This is a genomic window from Rhodococcus koreensis, from assembly GCF_900105905.1.
Classification (GTDB): domain Bacteria; phylum Actinomycetota; class Actinomycetes; order Mycobacteriales; family Mycobacteriaceae; genus Rhodococcus_F; species Rhodococcus_F koreensis.
Window position 1 is genome coordinate 5,958,119 of record NZ_FNSV01000005.1, and the last position, 15,359, is coordinate 5,973,477.

Genomic DNA, 15,359 nt, shown 5'->3' on the forward strand with positions numbered 1-15,359 from the left:
CGGTCGGTGAACGCCGCCGGTCACTTCTGGGGTGTCGGTGGAATCAGCACAAGCTTTCCGATGTGCTTCTTGGCGAGGAAATCCTCCTGCGCACGAACGATGTCGGACAACGGATAGGTGGCCGAGACGACCGGACGGATTTCATTCCGCTCGATGTATCCGACGAGGTTCTCGAACACGGCGTCGTCCTGGAAGGTGCACCCGTACAGCGTGAGGTCTCTGAGGTAGACCGTGCGCAGGTCGATCTCGGAGATCGGCCCACCGATGGCACCGGCGATCGTGTAGCGGCCACCCGTGCGCAACACGTCGAGCAGTTGAGGCCACTGCGGTCCGACGACGAGATCGACCACCACATCCACCGAGCCGGCACCGAGCGCGCCGATCAGGTCGACTCCCCGCTCGACGGTCCGATCGGCGCCCTGCGCCTTCACCTCGGACGCCTTGTCGGGCGAGCAGACGGCGATCACCGTGGCGCCGCGGCGTTTGGCGAGTTGCACCGCAGCGAGTCCGACACCGCCCGAGGCGCCGGTGATCAGCACGCGTTCGGCACCGACCGCGGCGCGGTGCAGCATGTTCTCGGCGGTGGAGTAGGCGCACGGTAGCGCCGCGAGTTCGGCATCGCTCCACTCGGAGTCGACCGCGAAGGTTTCCCGGGCCGGAGCCACCGCGTACTGCGCGAAGCCGCCGTCGCATTCGCTGCCGAACGTCCAGCATTCGTACGGGCGGTAGTCGACGTAGCTGCGCAGCATGGTGCGCACGAGGACCCGTTCGCCGACGCGGTCGGGGGAGACGCCGTCACCGACCGCGACGATGCGCCCACACACGTCCGCGCCCTGAATCCGGGGGAATTTCAGGGTCGTGCCCGACCAGCTGGCATCGTCGTCGTCGACGGATTCGAACCCGCTCGCGCCACCAGAGCTCGTGTCGGAGTCGATCGCCTTCGAATACCACCCGATGCGGGTATTGATGTCGGTGTTGTTGATTCCGGCGGCGGCGACCTCGATCAGCACCTCACCCCGATCTGGTCGGGGGACGGCGACGTCGGTGCGGTACTCGAGTTTGTCGAGTCCCCCGTGGCCGGTCAGGAGAACTGCGGTCATGTGTTCCGGCAGCAAGGTTGGCTCCTTCGGATTTCGATCGGATGTGTTCGTGGGCCGGTGTATCCCGGTCACACCGGCGCGGCGAGCGGTTCGCGTGCGACGAACGTCTGGGTGAGTTCGCCGATGTCGGTGATGCGGCTGCGCAGCACGTCGCCGGGGCCGAGGAACCGCTGCGGTGTCCGGCCAACCCCGACGCCGGCGGGCGTGCCGGTGAACACCACGTCGCCGGGGTAGAGCTCGAGGGTGTGCGACAGGTGCTCGATCAGCGCCGGCACCGGGAAGATCATCTGCGCGGTGCGTCCGAACTGGACGAGCTCGCCGTTGATGCGGGTCTCGAGCGTGAGATCGTTCGGATCGGCGAACTCGTCGATCGTCACCAGCGCCGGCCCGATCGGGGCGAACCCTCGATGCGACTTGGCGAGACTGAACTGCGGAACCGGTCCGGCCAACTGTCGCCCGCGGTCGGACAGGTCCTGTCCGACAGACAATCCCGCGACGGACTCCCATGCCCGATCGGCCGGGATGTTGCGGCCACCTCGGCCGATCACGACCACGAGTTCGACCTCCCAGTCCACCGTGTCCGAGGGAAGGGGCACGGTGGTGACCGGGCCGGAGATCGCCGAGGCGAACTTGGTGAAGATCACCGGCGACTCGGGCTGTTCCACACCGGACTCCGCCGCGTGGTCGGCATAGTTCAGGCCGACGGCGAACACCTGGCGCGGCGCCGGCACCGGCGAACCGAGTCGACCCGGGTCGATCCCACCGCGTTGCGCCGGGGTGACCCTGTCTCGGTTGCCCGTGTACCAGGTGACGAACTCCGCCCACCGCTCGTAGATCTTCTGCGGATGGGAGGAAAAATAGCCGTGGCTTTCCCCCTCGACATCGACGAGGCCGCTGCGCGTCGACACCTGGAGGCGGCCATCGAAATTGATCAACCGCACCGGAAACTCTCCCATCGTCTGTGCTGCGTGTTCGATTCCCGCGACCGGAACGGGTGCATGCGGATCGTCACTATTTGAACAGTCCGTTCATTGTGCGTGTTTGACGATAGTGCGGCCCAGGTCACAGCTTGTCAAGGCCGGGACGCGCTCGGCGGGGCCTGGCCGCGGGCCGGTGCGCGGGCGCGCTCCGTGTGCATTTCTGTCGAAATCGGTACCTGAGGTGCGCTATCCGGTCGAGCGCCCGCCGTGTGATACCTCGTCGGCCCGGCGCCCGCCCCGGGGTCGGCGCGGGTGGTCGCCGCTGTGACGAGACGGGGTCTTGACGGCCCATGAGGTCCATGTCACAATTTTGAGCGTGACGTTCACTTATTGAACGAATGTGATGTTGGTGGTCGAACTGCTACCGCCGGCACACGTGCACACTTCATCCCCGCCTTTCCCCGCCCCGGACGGCATTCGCACCGTCCACGTCGGCTGTCATGTCGACGCGCACCAGCAAGGAGTGACCTGGTGACGATTACCAACACGGATTCCGTCGGAGAGTATGAGGACGGACCCGTCGGCACGAAGGCCGATCAAGGTCCGGTCGACAAGAAGCGCTTCCTGGTCAAGCTGACCGGTGTGATCGCCGGTGGCATGTTCATCGACGGCTACATCCTCGGCATCGTCGGCACCGTCATCGGTGCCATCACCCTCGACCTGAATATGTCGCTGTACTGGGAGGGGCTCATCGGCGCCTCCGCGCTCATCGGTATCTTCGTCGGCGGCCCGCTGGGGGGCTGGCTGGCCGACAAACTGGGCCGCAAGCCACTGTTCGCGATCGACCTGGCGATTTTCATCCTCGGATCCGTCCTGCAGTTCTTCGTGGACTCGGCCTGGCAACTGTTCGTCGTCCGGTTGCTGATGGGCATCGCGATCGGCGCCGACTACTCGGTCGGTTGGCCACTGCTTTCCGAATTCGCACCGCGGAGGCTGCGCGGCAAGCTGCTGGCCTACTGTGAGGTCGCCTGGTACGTCGGCTTCATGTTCGCCTTCGTCATCGGTTACGTGATGACCACCGTGTGGTCCCTCGACTGGCGCATCGTGCTCGGCTCGAGCACCGTTCCGGCGGTGATCCTGTTCCTGGCCCGGCTGGGTATGCCCGAGTCACCGCGCTGGCTGATGAACAAGGGCCGCACCGAAGAGGCCACCGAGATCGCCCACGCTTACCTCGAGGACCCGTCCGATGTCGTCGACATCGCCAACGAGGGCACCCGCTCGGGCACGTTCGGGATGCTGTTCTCCCCGGCCTACCGGCGGGCGACGATCTTCATCTCGATCTTCTGGTTCTGTGCGGTGGCACCGTATTTCGCGATCGCCACGTTCGCAGCCAGCGTGCTGGAGGGCTACGGGCTCGGTGACGGACTCGTCGGCGCCATCGGAGTCAACGGCCTCGCCCTGGTCGGTGTCATGGTCTCGGTCCTGCTCATCGAACGCGTCGGCCGCCGGAAGCTGACCATCCCGCAGCAGTGGGTCTGCGCTGTGGTCTTGCTGATCATCGGATTGTGGTCGTCCGCCCCGCCCGCGGTGGTCTTGATTTGCTTCCTGGTGTTCGCGTTCGCCAACGCCATGTCCACCGCCCTGACCGGGGTCTACCCGGGTGAGATCTTCCCGACCGAGATCCGCGGCCTCGGTACGGGTTTCGCGACCGCGTTCAGCCGGGTCGGTGCGGGTCTGGGCACGTTCCTGCTGCCGTGGTCGATGCACAACCTCGGAAGTGGGGTGACGATGGTCATCGCCGCGGGCATCTGCATCGTCGGTGCCGCGGTTTCCCAGGTCCTCGCCCCGGAAACGATGGGCCGCAACCTCAGTGAAACCTCGGCCCCGCGCGGCGGTCGGCCCGTTCGAACCTGACCGATCGCGCACAGCACCGGGAACCGGAGTCCGTACCAGGGCTCCGGTTCCCGGTGCTTCACGCGGTGTGGCCGTCGGGCGGGACTATTCGCCTGCCGCGTCCTGCCAGAACACCTCGACGAGGCGCTCGACGATGGCCTGCATCTGCTGGAGCGCTTCGGGGATGCGGTCGCGCCCGAAGCGGTAGCGGGGGCTGTTGAGCGTCAGGATCGCCACCAGACTGCCCGAGGTATCCCGCACCGGCCGGGACAGTGAAATCAGTTCCTCTTCGAGTTCGTTGTCGATGATGCCGAACCCTTGCTCGCGGACCTGGTCGAGTTCCCGGAGCAGAACGGCACGGTCGGTGATGGTGTGGGACGTGTACGCCTCGAGCTTCTCGGGCAGCAGCGCGAGCACCTTCTCCAGCGGCATCTCGGCGAGCAGTACCTTGCCGGTGGAGCTGGCATGCAGCGGATATTGCTGGCCGACCATGTGGGTCGACATGCGGCTCATGATCCCGACCACGTGCGAGCCGGCGGCCTCGGCGATGAGGTCCAGGCCGTCGTGCGAATTCGGCACCGACAGGGTCACCGATTCGTTGAACTTGTCGGCCAACTCCTGCAGCAGCGGTTGGGCGCGTGCGACCAGGCCGGCGTACGGGTCGGCGCGCCGCCCGAGCCGGGCCATTTCCCATCCGAGGATGTAGTTGTTGTCGATCCGGTCGACGAGCCCGGTGCGTTCGAGACTGTAGAGCAGACGGAACGCGGTGGGCCGGGAGATCCCGACCCCCTTCGCGAGCGTGGTCACGGTGGCACCGGTGCGCGGGTGCGCGGCCAACTCCCGTAGCAGCCGAACCGCTTTGGTCACCGACTTGTTCGTCATCTCCGTCGGTTCGGGTACTTCGCTCATGCCACCCCTTCGTCGTGTCGGTGCGCACCACATCCTCGGGTACGCGCTTGCACGACCACTCTACCGCCCCAGCGTTCATATAGTGAACGCTGGGGCGGCAGAGTGTGGGAACTGTCGAGCGCACACCGCGCTCCTGGATTGTCAGGACTGGGCGCGGCCCCAGGTGGACGATTGGCCGGCGGAGTTGACCGTGCGGGGGATCGCGAGGGGATTGCGCTCCTGGATCGGTGCGGGCAGGAGCACCTCCGGGGCGTCCTGGTAGGTGACCGGGCGCAGGAATCGGCGGATCGCGGTGGTGCCCACCGAGGTGTGCGAGACCGCGGTGGTGGCGGGGTAGGGGCCGCCGTGGTGCTGGGCGGGGGTGACGGCGACGCCGGTCGGCCAGCCGTTGAACACCAGTCGGCCGGCGCGGGTGGCGGCGATCCGGGTGAGGCTGCGGAGTTGCTCGCGTTCGTCGGGGGTGGGTTCGGTGCGGGTGTGGACGGTGACGGTGAGGGTGCCGTCGACACCGTTCAGGACGCGGTTCACCTCGTCTTCGGTGCCGTATTCGGCGATGATCGCGGCGGGGCCGAAGCTCTCCTCGAGCAGGGTGTCCGCCTGGGCGACCAGCTGTTCGGCTGTGGTGCGCAGCAGTGTCGGGGTGACCTCGGGGACTCCGCTCTCGCCGGTCGATGCGGTGCCCTTGACGAGGACCTCGACGCCGGGTGCTGCGGCGGCCTCCTCGATCCGGTTGTGGTAGCCCTCGGCGATCTTCGCGGTGAGCATCCGCGCCGCGGGCACCTGCTGGGCGAGGGTGGTGATCTGATCGGTGATCGGCGATCCGGCGGGCACCAGCAGGATGCCGGGCTTGGTGCAGAACTGTCCGGCGCCGAGGGTGAACGAGCCGACGAATCCGGACGCGATCGCCTCGGCGCGCTCGTCGAGGGCACCGGCGGTGACGACGGCCGGGTTGACGCTGCCGAGTTCACCGAAGAAGGGGATCGGGTTGGGGCGGGCGGCGGCGATGTCGAACAGGGCGCGGCCACCGGCGACGGACCCGGTGAAGGCGGCTGCGGCGATCCGCGGGTCCTCGAGGGCGCGGGTGCCGGCCCGGAAACCGCTGATCAGGGCGAACGTGCCGTCGGGGGCGCCGGCGGCGGACAGTGCCCCGGCGACGACGTCGGCGGTGGCGGCGGAGGTGCGGGGATGGCCGGGATGGGCCTTGAGCACCACCGGGCAGCCGGCGGCCAGCGCGGAGGCGGTGTCGGTGCCGGCGACGGAGAACGCGAAGGGGAAGTTGCTGGCGGCGAAGACCAGGACCGGGCCCACGGGGATCTGGTACCGGCGCAGGTCCGGGCGGGCGCCGAGGACGAAGTCGGGATCTGCGCGGTCGATGATCACGTCGAGGAAGGTGCCGTCGATCAGTTCCTCGGCGAACATCCGCAACTGCACGCAGGTCCGGTTCAGTTCCCCGCTCAATCTGGCCTGGGGAAGCCCGGTTTCGATGATGGCCTCGGCGACCAGCCCGTCGGCGTGCGCCTCGAGGGCGTCGGCGATCGCGACGAGTACAGCGGCGCGGTCGTGGGGGGTGCGGTCCTCCCAGAGCGGTGCGGCGGCGGCCGCGGCGTCGAGGAGGCGGTCGAGTTGTGCGTCGGTGGTGTCCGGTTCGATCGAATGCGTGGTGTCAGTCATGAAGTGCGGGATCCCTTTCGGAAGTCGAGGCTCGCGCCGGGTGCGGCGCAGCCGGGGTGTGGGGGTCGGGCTCGCGGTTGTCTATTCGAAGGATGCGACCGGCTCGCCGAAGACGCCTTCGTCGGGGACGACGCCGAGACCGGGGCCGGTGGGTACCCGGATGCGCCCCCCTTCGATCCGGACCGGGTTGTCCGAGTCGTAGTGAATGTCCATGTAGGGCTCGGCAATCCACACGCCCTCGAGCAGGCGCGGCTGAACCGTCGAGCCGATGTGGGCACACGCGGCCGCGATGATGTCCCCTCCCCAGGAGTCGTCGCACGTGTGGGGCATGGAACGTGCCTCGCAGAGATCCCTCACGGTCGCGAGGGTACCGAGACCGCCCAGTCGCGTGACCTTCAGTCCGAATCCGTCGCATACGCCGAGTGAGATCGCTCGGAGCACGTCGCCGAGATCCTCGGTGTTCTCGTCGAGGTAGACCGCGTGGTGCAGTTGGCCGCGAATCGCGGCGATCTCCTCCATCGTGTTGCAGGGCTGCTCGAAGACGAAGGGAATGTCGGCGCACTCCCGGCCGATTCGCAGGACGTCGCGCGCATACAGTCCGCGGTTGGCATCCAGGGACAGGCGGGTGCATCCGGTTGCTTCCCACACCTTGCGAACGGTCTCGATGTCGATCTCGACCGGCCGTCCGCCCACCTTGATCTGCAGCCGCGGATACCCCTCGGCGATCTTCTCGACGGCGGTCCGGGCGACGTCGTCCGGCTCGCCGATGGACAGCGCGTAATAGGAGTCCACCCGATCGGTGGTCGCGCCACCCAGCATGTCGCACACGCGGATTCCGTGAGTCTTGCCGATCAGGTCGTGAATTGCGATGTCGATCGCGGCTTTGGCGTAGTTGTGTCCGTTGAGGAGCCGGTCCAGTGCGCGGCGCACGGCCAGCGGACCCGTCACCGGCATGCCGATCAGGCCCGCCGACATCTGGTTCAGTGCCGCCCGCGCGCCCAGGGCGTGCTCCGGCGCATACGTCGGGCTGACCGGGCACGTCTCACCCCACCCGGAGACACCCGCATCGGACACGATCTGCACGATCGTCGAGTCCAGGGCGGTGTAGGAGCCCTCGGACATCCGGTAGGCCTTGCCGCTGAACGGCAGATCCATCTGATACACGTGAATCTCGGCGATGCGCAACGCTTTACCTCTTTCGTGGGCTCGGTCAGGCGTATCCAGTTGTGGGTCAGGCGGCGGTGAGTTGCCGGATTCCGCCGAGTCGGCCTTGGTGGAAGACGAGGGGTTCGCCGTGTCCGGTGTCCATGTGCAGGATGCGGGCGATGACGATGGTGTGGTCGCCGCCGTCGAGTTCGTGGGTGATTTCGCAGTCGACGTAGGCGTGGGCGCCGGTGATTCGGGGTGATCCGGTCTGGGACAGGGTCCAGTCGATGTCGGCGAATTTGTTGGGTTGTTTGCTGGAGAGGGCGCGGCAGATCGGTTCCTGGCCGGCGGCGAGGATGCTGGCGCAGAGTCGGCCGGCGGCGCGGACCTTGGGCCAGCTGGTGGAGGTGTGGGCGACGCTGAAGCTGACCAGGGGTGGGTCCAGGGACAGTGATTGGAAGGTGCCGACGACGAGGCCGCAGGGGTGTTCGGCGTCGGGGGTGATGCCGGAGAGGGCGACGACGCCGGTGGGCAGGTGTCCCATGACGGTGCGGTAGTGGGCCTGGTCGATGGTGGAGGTAAGCATGGTGGCTCCTTGTCAGATCGTGGTGCCGGACCCGGCAGCGGTGTAGGAGGAGTGGTCGGGGTGCAGTTCGGTGGCGATGTCCCGTGCGGCGCGCAGTGCGCTCTCGATGGCGCCGTCGATGAATCCGGCCCACAGATTCGCGATGTCACTGCTCGCGAAGTGCAGAACGCCTTCGGTGGCCTGCTGCGCGCCCAGGTAACGAGTGACCTGGTTCGGACGGTGCATCATCCAGGTCTCCTGCGAGTACTGGTCGCTCATCCAGTCGTGTCCGGTCACCTCGAGGACATCGAGATCGTCCCGCCAGACGGTCAACGCCCGCTGAACGGCATCGCGGTCGTTGGGGTCGAGCCGCGTCGAGTCGGCCCCGAAGGCAACCAGAACTGCATCGTCGTCGCCGAGGTATTCGGTGCGCACGACGGACAGCGGGTGGGCGGCGGAGGAGTACGCGAAGAACGGGGCGATCGGGCCACGCACCCGGATCCAGCACTTGACGCCCTGGGAGGCGGCCTTCTCCCTGCTTGCGGCGAGTTTGCCGTCGTTGAGCGGTGGCGTGACGGCGAGGTCGCCGAGAATGTTCTGGGGCACGGTGAGTACCACTCGACGCGCCGTGATCACCTGGCCGTCGCTCAGGTGCACGCGAGCGCGTTCGGTGTCGTGTTCGATGCGGGAAACCTCCGCGCCGGTGCGCAGCTCCGCGGTGGTGTCGGCGGCGATCGCCGCCACCAGCGATTGGGTGCCGTCGGCGAGGCGGAAGACCGCGGACGCCTCGTGCATCAGATGCCACGAGCCCGCGGTGGCGGCGGTCCATCGCAACGCGGTGATGAAGGCCCCCTCGGTGAGTGGGCCGTTGAAGTGCCCGACCCAGGCCGCCTCGTTCGCCTGGTATTCGTCCTCGCTCAGCTGCAGCCGGTCGAGCATGTCCTGCACGCTGTACCGGTCGATGTTCGCGAACTCGGGTGATGCGGGCGGCAGATCGGGCCGGGGGACGATGTTCATGGTGTCGGCGAGCAGCCGGCGCATTCCGGGATCGATCAATTCCATGAACTGCTCGAGTGTTCCGGTGCGGACCCGGTCGCCGGCGAGCCAGTACGCCTGCTCCGCGCGCGGGCCACGGGTCACCGAGAGTCCGTATCGGGTGATCTCGGCCCACACGTGCGGCTGCACCCAGTGCATCCAGGTGCCGCCGATCTCGAGGTCCCTGCCGAGGCGGTGGTCGGTCCACACCCGTCCGCCGAGCCGGTCGCGCGCCTCGAGCACGACCACGCTCAGTCCGGTACGGGACAGCTCCCGGGCGGTGATCAACCCGGCGATGCCGCCGCCGACAACGACGACATCGGCTTCCTGATGCTGGTGGGCGCTGTCCGCCATGGTGTCTCCTCACCGCCGTGAACTCAGGGGAAGGGCGTCAGACCCCTGCGAACGCTTGCTGTTCATATTGTGAACGTGTTGTTCAATATAGATCGACAATGATCCTGAGCTGTAGATCACAATCTGTCAAGAGTGGTGGTGTGAGCATCGATCCCGTGACCGCGCCCGCCCGGGTGCGGGTGAGTTCACCCCGCGGTACGGGAACCCGCAGATGACGCCGAGGGCGAGGTGAGGCCCGCTGGTGTCGATGGTGAGGCGTCGCGTCGGCATCCATCGCGAGTTTCGGAGCGGGTCTTGACGCGCCGTGAGTCCCATGTCACACTTTTGACCACATCGTTCAGTTAATGAACACGTAGCGTGGCTGAGCTGCAGCGATCGAGCCCATCCCAACGACCCGCAGTCGCCAGAGATCTCTCGGATTCCGCGGCCGTGCACCACTTCACGAAGGTTGTGACATCACGTGCGAACATCTGCTTCCCGCCTATCCGCCCCTGCGCACGGTGATTGCCCACCGTCGTCGGTCGTGATCGCCACGTCGACGCGCACGAGCGAGGAGGGCCGATGACCATCACGAACAACGAACTCGTGGACGTCGACCAGCAGTCGGTCGACAAGAAGCGCTTCCTGGTCAAGCTGACCGGTGTGATCGCCGGCGGAATGTTCATCGACGGCTACATCCTCGGCATCATCGGCACCGTCATCGGTGCCATCACCCTCGATCTCGGCATGTCGCTGTACTGGGAGGGGCTCATCGGGGCGTCCGCGCTGATCGGCATCTTCATCGGCGGCCCCCTCGGCGGCTGGCTCGCCGACAAACTCGGCCGCAAGCCGCTGTTCACGATCGACCTGCTGATCTTCACCGTCGGTTCGGTCCTGCAATTCTTCGTCGACTCGGCCTGGCACCTCTTCCTCGTCCGGCTGCTGATGGGCATCGCGATCGGCGCCGACTACTCCGTCGGCTGGCCACTGCTCGCCGAGTTCTCCCCCAGGCGGTTGCGCGGCAGGCTGATGGCCTTCTCCGAGGTCGCCTGGTACCTCGGATTCATGACGGCCTTCGTCGCCGGCTTCCTGATGACAGCCGTGTGGTCCCTGGACTGGCGCATCGTGCTCGGCTCGAGCACCCTGCCCGCCGTCATCCTGCTCCTGGCCCGGCTGGGTATGCCCGAATCCCCGCGCTGGCTGATGAACAAGGGCCGCACCGAAGAGGCAACCGAGATCGCCCACACCTACCTCGAAGACCCTGCCGACGTCCTCGACACCACCAGCGAACCGACCCGTAAGGGCACGTTCGGGATGCTGTTCTCGCCGTCCTACCGGCGGGCGACGATCTTCATCTCCGTCTTCTGGTTCTGTGTGGTGGCACCGTATTTCGCGATCGCGACGTTCGCTGCCAGCGTGCTCGCCGACTACGGTCTCGGCGACGGACTCGTCGGCGCCCTGGGGATCAACGGCCTCGCACTGGCCGGTGTCGTCATCTCGGTGATCCTCATCGAACGGATCGGCCGCCGGAAGCTGACCATCCCGCAGCAGTGGGTGTGCGCCGCGGTCCTGGCCGCGATCGGGCTCTGGACCTCTGCACCGCCGGTGCTGGTGCTCATCGGCTTCCTGGTCTTCGCGTTCGCCAACGCCATGTGCACCGCGCTGACGGGTGTCTACCCGGGCGAGATCTTCCCGACCGAGATCCGCGGCCTGGGAACCGGTTTCGCGACCGCGTTCAGTCGCGTCGGAGCCGGTCTGGGTACGTTCCTGCTGCCGTGGTCGATGCACAACCTCGGCGCGGGCACCACGATGCTCATCGCGGCCGGCATCTGCGTCGTCGGCGCGTCGGTCTCCCAGGTCCTCGCCCCGGAAACGATGGGCCGCAGTCTCAGCGAAACGTCCGCTCCACACCAACGGTAACCACCCCGATCCCGAGCGCGGAGTCGCCGGACCGACAACGATGTCAGCCCCGTGACTCCGCCTCGACCCCCAGAACGTCCCACCACACTCCGTGTGTTCGCCAAGGAAGGAGCCAGCGATCATGTCGACCATCTCGGACGCGGTCACCGCACTGGCAAACAAGGGAATGGTCCTCGTCGTCGACGACGAAGACCGCGAGAACGAGGGCGACCTGATCATGGCCGCCGAATACGCGAGCACCGATGCGGTCGCGTTCTTCCTCGAACACACATCCGGCTTTCTCTGCGTCGCCATCGACGAGGCCCGCGCCGACACACTCGGCCTCGACCTGATGGTCCCCGACAACACCGAAGCCCACAACACCGCCTTCCTGGTCAGCGTCGACTACCGGCACGGCACCACCACGGGAATCAGTGCGGGCGACCGCGGCGCCACCATCCGGGCCCTGGCCGACCCGGCCCTGCAGCCCGCCGACCTCGCCCGGCCCGGCCACGTCATGCCGCTGCTCGCCAAGCCCGGCGGCGTCCTCGAGCGCCCCGGGCACACCGAAGCCGGAGTCGATTTGTGCCGCATGGCCGGGCTCAGCGGCGCCGCCCTGCTCTGCGAGATCGTCACCCCCGATCGGCGGGAGATGATGCGACGCGACGACCTCGAACAACTCGCCGCACAGCACTCGATCCCGATGATCTCCATCGCCGAACTGCGCGCATGGCGCTCACGCACGGATGGAACGGTGACCCCGCTCCGCCAGAGTGCCGCACGCCCCGGGGACATCGTTCTCCGGTCCGGTCGCAGCACCCTGCCCACCGAGGTCGGCACGTTCGACGCGCTGGCCTATCAGGCACCCGGCGACGGCGTCGAGCACCTGGCCTTGGTGATGGGCGACGTGGCCACGACCGACGCGCCGCTGGTCCGGATGCACAGCGAGTGCATCACCGGTGACCTCGCCGGCTCCCTGCGCTGCGACTGCGGACCCCAATTCCGATCCGCCATGAGCGCCATCGCCGAGGCCGGCGCCGGCATCCTGATCTATCTCCGCGGACACGAGGGCCGCGGAATCGGCCTGGGGCACAAACTGCGCGCCTACGAACTCCAGCAACACGAGGGCCTCGACACCATCGACGCCAACGTCAGCCTCGGCCTGCCCGTCGACAGCCGCGACTACCGCGTCGCCTGCGAAATCCTCGACGACCTGGGAGTCGGCCGAGTGCGGCTGATGACGAACAACCCCGACAAGGTCCGGGCCCTGAGCGACCACGGCATCACCGTTGCCGAACAGATCCCACACGAGTCCTCACCGACCGCCTACAACCGGTCCTACTTGACAACCAAACGCGACCGCATGGGGCACACCCTCCAGCGGCTCGGTTGATACCCCGCGTCACCCACCCGGTCCCGCATCGGGGCCTGACACGAAAGGGCGACATGCCGATGACGACCACCGAGACCCTCGATTGAACCCGCAGACCCCGCCCATGCGACACGGCAGGCCGGCCTTGGTCACCGGTGTCGAACACCCGGAGGGTGCTCACGCTGCCCGCACTCTCGCCGAGCATGGATTCGACGTCGTCGCACACAGTTTCACTCCGGAGGCGGCCGAACGGATCGCCCGGGACATCACGAGCGGCGGTGGCCGCGCGACCGCCGTCGTCGCCGATCTCACCATCGACCGGGAGGTCGACCGGCTCTTCACCACCGTCGAAGACATCCACGGCCACGTCGACACGGTCGTACACGCCGCCTGGATTCCCGGACCCGAATCCACCGGCACGTCACTCGAGACGATCCATCCCCACGACTGGCATCGATTCGTCCACGCTCACCTCGGCATGGTCTTCACGACCGTGCGGCGGGCGATGCAGTCGATGAACACAAGCGGCCGGGCGGGATCCATCGTCACCGTCGTCGGCATTGGCCGATCAGCCACTGAAACAGGCGATTCCACGCTGGCCCGGCAGGTGATCGACGGCGCAATCGAGGCCTTCACCGTCGCGGCGGCGCGCGACCTCGGCGCCTGCAGCGTACAGGTCACCAGCATCCGCTTGGTCGACGAACTTCCGACACTCGAACACCCGGACGAGCGCCGCGCACCGGATTTCGACACCGCACTCGTCCTACTCGCCGACCCCGTCCACCACGGCGGCTGGTCCGGCAGGGTTCTCACCGCGCACGCGGCCCTGCCGGCTGCCGTGCACTGACAACCCATCCCCGTTTCCGTCCAACACCTTTGGAGTTGAAGCCGTGACTGTCGTGTCCGAATCCACCACGCCGCAGAAGGTCGAGCTGACCGACGAGGAGATCTTCGCCGGCCATCTCGGCGGCAAGCTCTCGGTCGAGCTGACCGCCCCGCTGGACACTCAGCGGGATCTGTCGATCGCTTACACCCCGGGGGTGGCGCAGGTCTCCCGCGCCATCGCTGCCGACGAGACCCTCGCCGACCGCTACACCTGGACCAGTCGCCTGGTGGTCGTCGTCAGTGACGGTTCCGCGGTCCTCGGTCTCGGGGATATCGGCCCGCGTGCCTCCCTTCCGGTGATGGAGGGCAAGTCGGCCCTGTTCAAGAACTTCGCGGGCCTGAACTCCATCCCGCTGGTCCTCGACACCCAGGACCCCGACGAGATCGTCGAGACCCTGATCCGGCTGCGCCCGAGCTTCGGTGCCGTGAATTTGGAGGACATCTCCGCGCCGCGTTGCTTCGAGATCGAACAGCGCGTCATCGAGGCCCTGGACTGCCCGGTCATGCACGACGACCAGCACGGCACCGCCATCGTCGTCCTCGCTGCGCTGAAGGGTGCGGTCAAGGTCCAGGACCGGGACATCCGTGGGTTGCGCGTGGTCATCTCCGGTGCCGGCGCCGCCGGTGTGGCGTGCGCGAACATCCTGCTCGCCGCCGGGATCGCGGACGTGACGGTCCTCGACTCGAAGGGCATCGTCTCCGTGGATCGTCAGGATTTGAACGCGGTGAAGGTGGATCTGGCCGCGCGCACCAACCCGGCCGGTCGCCGCGGTGGCGTCGCCCAGGCCCTCGACGGCGCGGACGTGTTCCTCGGGGTGTCCGCGGGCACCGTCCCGGAGGAGTTGATCGCGACCATGGCGGAGAACTCCATCGTGTTCGCGTTGTCGAACCCGGACCCGGAGATCCACCCCGACGTCGCCCGCAGGCACGCGGCGATCGTCGCGACCGGACGCTCGGATTTCCCGAACCAGATCAACAATGTGCTGGCCTTCCCCGGTGTGTTCAAGGGCGCGCTCGATGCCGGTGCCCGGCGCATCACCGAGGGCATGAAACTCGCCGCCGCCGAGGCGATCCTCTCGGTCGTCGGTGACGAGCTGGCTGTGGACAAGATCGTTCCCAGCCCGCTCGATCCTCGCGTGGCCCCCGCTGTCGCGGAGGCAGTCGCCGCCGCTGCGCGATAGGCGCTTCGCACCCGTGCGTGGTTAAGGAGTCTCTGCACTCGTCAACCACGCACGGGCGGCGGAGCCGCCCCCGCACCCCGTCCGAACCCGCACCCAGGTTCGGACGGGGTGTTCGTCGTGCCCGTGGATGTCAGGGGGCACACCGATGGGTGTGCCGCCGCCGGCCGAGGCGGGCGCGTTCGGTCTCGGACATGCCGCCCCAGATGCCGTGGTGTTCCGCGGCGGTAAGGGCGTGAGTTCGGCATTCGCGGAGCACGGGGCAGTCCTGGCAGATCTGTTTGGCGCGGCGTTCGCGCCGTGTGCGGACGGTTCGCTGCTCGCGATCGTCGGGCGAGAAGAACGTGGCGGTGTCGGTTCCGCGGCACGATCCCTCATGTCGCCAGTCCCAGCCGGACGGACGGTCGGATGGATGCTCGGTGATGGTCATTCGGTTTCCCGGGGTCGACGTTT

General features: G+C 67.4%; 13 protein-coding genes. 5 read left to right on the forward strand and 8 right to left on the reverse strand.

From position 1 onward, the window contains the following. Nucleotides 1-20: 20 nt before the first annotated feature. Nucleotides 21-1,100, reverse strand: a complete 1,080-nt coding sequence (locus tag BLV94_RS31670; protein ID WP_072936883.1) for an alcohol dehydrogenase family protein — start codon at nucleotides 1,098-1,100, stop codon at nucleotides 21-23. 68 nt (nucleotides 1,101-1,168) lie between these two features. Beyond that, nucleotides 1,169-2,056 carry a fumarylacetoacetate hydrolase family protein gene (locus BLV94_RS31675; RefSeq protein ID WP_083395739.1) on the reverse strand — a complete coding sequence of 296 codons (888 nt, stop codon included), beginning with the start codon at nucleotides 2,054-2,056 and terminating at the stop codon, nucleotides 1,169-1,171. A 495-nt stretch (nucleotides 2,057-2,551) separates the two neighbouring features. On the opposite strand from BLV94_RS31675, the gene BLV94_RS31680 reads away from it, so the two are divergent. Next, the gene (locus BLV94_RS31680) at nucleotides 2,552-3,934 is read left to right on the forward strand and encodes an MFS transporter (protein ID WP_083395740.1); all 1,383 of its coding nucleotides are present in this window, start codon (nucleotides 2,552-2,554) and stop codon (nucleotides 3,932-3,934) included. A gap of 84 nt (nucleotides 3,935-4,018) precedes the next feature. On the opposite strand, the gene BLV94_RS31685 is transcribed toward BLV94_RS31680, so the two are convergent. The 5 genes from BLV94_RS31685 to BLV94_RS31705 form a co-directional block, all read right to left on the reverse strand. After that, nucleotides 4,019-4,822, reverse strand: a complete 804-nt coding sequence (locus BLV94_RS31685) for an IclR family transcriptional regulator (RefSeq protein ID WP_072936884.1) — start codon at nucleotides 4,820-4,822, stop codon at nucleotides 4,019-4,021. Between the two features lie 141 nt (nucleotides 4,823-4,963). Further along, nucleotides 4,964-6,493 (reverse strand): aldehyde dehydrogenase (NADP(+)), encoded by a 1,530-nt coding sequence (locus tag BLV94_RS31690; protein WP_072936885.1) that lies wholly within the window; start codon nucleotides 6,491-6,493, stop codon nucleotides 4,964-4,966. Nucleotides 6,494-6,574: 81 nt separating this feature from the next. After that, complete coding sequence (locus tag BLV94_RS31695; RefSeq protein WP_072936886.1) at nucleotides 6,575-7,678, reverse strand: mandelate racemase/muconate lactonizing enzyme family protein; 1,104 nt, start codon at nucleotides 7,676-7,678, stop codon at nucleotides 6,575-6,577. 46 nt (nucleotides 7,679-7,724) lie between these two features. Then, nucleotides 7,725-8,225: a flavin reductase family protein gene (locus BLV94_RS31700; RefSeq protein WP_072936887.1), complete on the reverse strand. Its 501-nt coding sequence runs from the start codon at nucleotides 8,223-8,225 to the stop codon at nucleotides 7,725-7,727. A 12-nt stretch (nucleotides 8,226-8,237) separates the two neighbouring features. Beyond that, nucleotides 8,238-9,593, reverse strand: coding sequence for a flavin monoamine oxidase family protein (locus BLV94_RS31705; RefSeq protein ID WP_072936888.1), 1,356 nt, complete (start codon nucleotides 9,591-9,593; stop codon nucleotides 8,238-8,240). Nucleotides 9,594-10,154: 561 nt separating this feature from the next. On the opposite strand from BLV94_RS31705, the gene BLV94_RS31710 reads away from it, so the two are divergent. The 4 genes from BLV94_RS31710 to BLV94_RS31725 all read left to right on the forward strand — a co-directional run bounded on the left by BLV94_RS31710 (nucleotide 10,155) and on the right by BLV94_RS31725 (nucleotide 14,909). Then, a complete protein-coding gene (locus BLV94_RS31710) occupies nucleotides 10,155-11,492 on the forward strand; it encodes an MFS transporter (protein WP_072936889.1) in 1,338 nt (445 codons plus the stop codon). Between the two features lie 121 nt (nucleotides 11,493-11,613). Continuing rightward, nucleotides 11,614-12,864, forward strand: a complete 1,251-nt coding sequence (locus tag BLV94_RS31715; protein WP_072936890.1) for a bifunctional 3,4-dihydroxy-2-butanone-4-phosphate synthase/GTP cyclohydrolase II — start codon at nucleotides 11,614-11,616, stop codon at nucleotides 12,862-12,864. A 103-nt stretch (nucleotides 12,865-12,967) separates the two neighbouring features. After that, nucleotides 12,968-13,690 (forward strand): SDR family NAD(P)-dependent oxidoreductase, encoded by a 723-nt coding sequence (locus tag BLV94_RS31720; protein ID WP_072936891.1) that lies wholly within the window; start codon nucleotides 12,968-12,970, stop codon nucleotides 13,688-13,690. Between the two features lie 43 nt (nucleotides 13,691-13,733). Continuing rightward, complete coding sequence (locus BLV94_RS31725; protein ID WP_072936892.1) at nucleotides 13,734-14,909, forward strand: NAD(P)-dependent malic enzyme; 1,176 nt, start codon at nucleotides 13,734-13,736, stop codon at nucleotides 14,907-14,909. A 130-nt stretch (nucleotides 14,910-15,039) separates the two neighbouring features. Here the strand turns inward: BLV94_RS31725 and BLV94_RS31730 are convergent, their stop codons facing one another. Then, complete coding sequence (locus BLV94_RS31730) at nucleotides 15,040-15,336, reverse strand: WhiB family transcriptional regulator (protein ID WP_072936893.1); 297 nt, start codon at nucleotides 15,334-15,336, stop codon at nucleotides 15,040-15,042. Between the last annotated feature and the right edge of the window lie 23 nt (nucleotides 15,337-15,359).

Excerpts from the sequence above, each read along its gene's own strand:
- BLV94_RS31705 (WP_072936888.1), bottom strand. The coding sequence starts at position 9,593 with ATGGCGGACAGCGCCCACCAGCATCAGGAAGCCGATGTCGTCGTTGTC.
- BLV94_RS31670 (WP_072936883.1), bottom strand. The coding sequence starts at position 1,100 with ATGACCGCAGTTCTCCTGACCGGCCACGGGGGACTCGACAAACTCGAG.
- BLV94_RS31700 (WP_072936887.1), bottom strand. The coding sequence starts at position 8,225 with ATGCTTACCTCCACCATCGACCAGGCCCACTACCGCACCGTCATGGGA.
- BLV94_RS31720 (WP_072936891.1), top strand. The coding sequence starts at position 12,968 with ATGCGACACGGCAGGCCGGCCTTGGTCACCGGTGTCGAACACCCGGAG.
- BLV94_RS31690 (WP_072936885.1), bottom strand. The coding sequence starts at position 6,493 with ATGACTGACACCACGCATTCGATCGAACCGGACACCACCGACGCACAA.
- BLV94_RS31730 (WP_072936893.1), bottom strand. The coding sequence starts at position 15,336 with ATGACCATCACCGAGCATCCATCCGACCGTCCGTCCGGCTGGGACTGG.
- BLV94_RS31710 (WP_072936889.1), top strand. The coding sequence starts at position 10,155 with ATGACCATCACGAACAACGAACTCGTGGACGTCGACCAGCAGTCGGTC.
- BLV94_RS31715 (WP_072936890.1), top strand. The coding sequence starts at position 11,614 with ATGTCGACCATCTCGGACGCGGTCACCGCACTGGCAAACAAGGGAATG.
- BLV94_RS31685 (WP_072936884.1), bottom strand. The coding sequence starts at position 4,822 with ATGAGCGAAGTACCCGAACCGACGGAGATGACGAACAAGTCGGTGACC.
- BLV94_RS31675 (WP_083395739.1), bottom strand. The coding sequence starts at position 2,056 with ATGGGAGAGTTTCCGGTGCGGTTGATCAATTTCGATGGCCGCCTCCAG.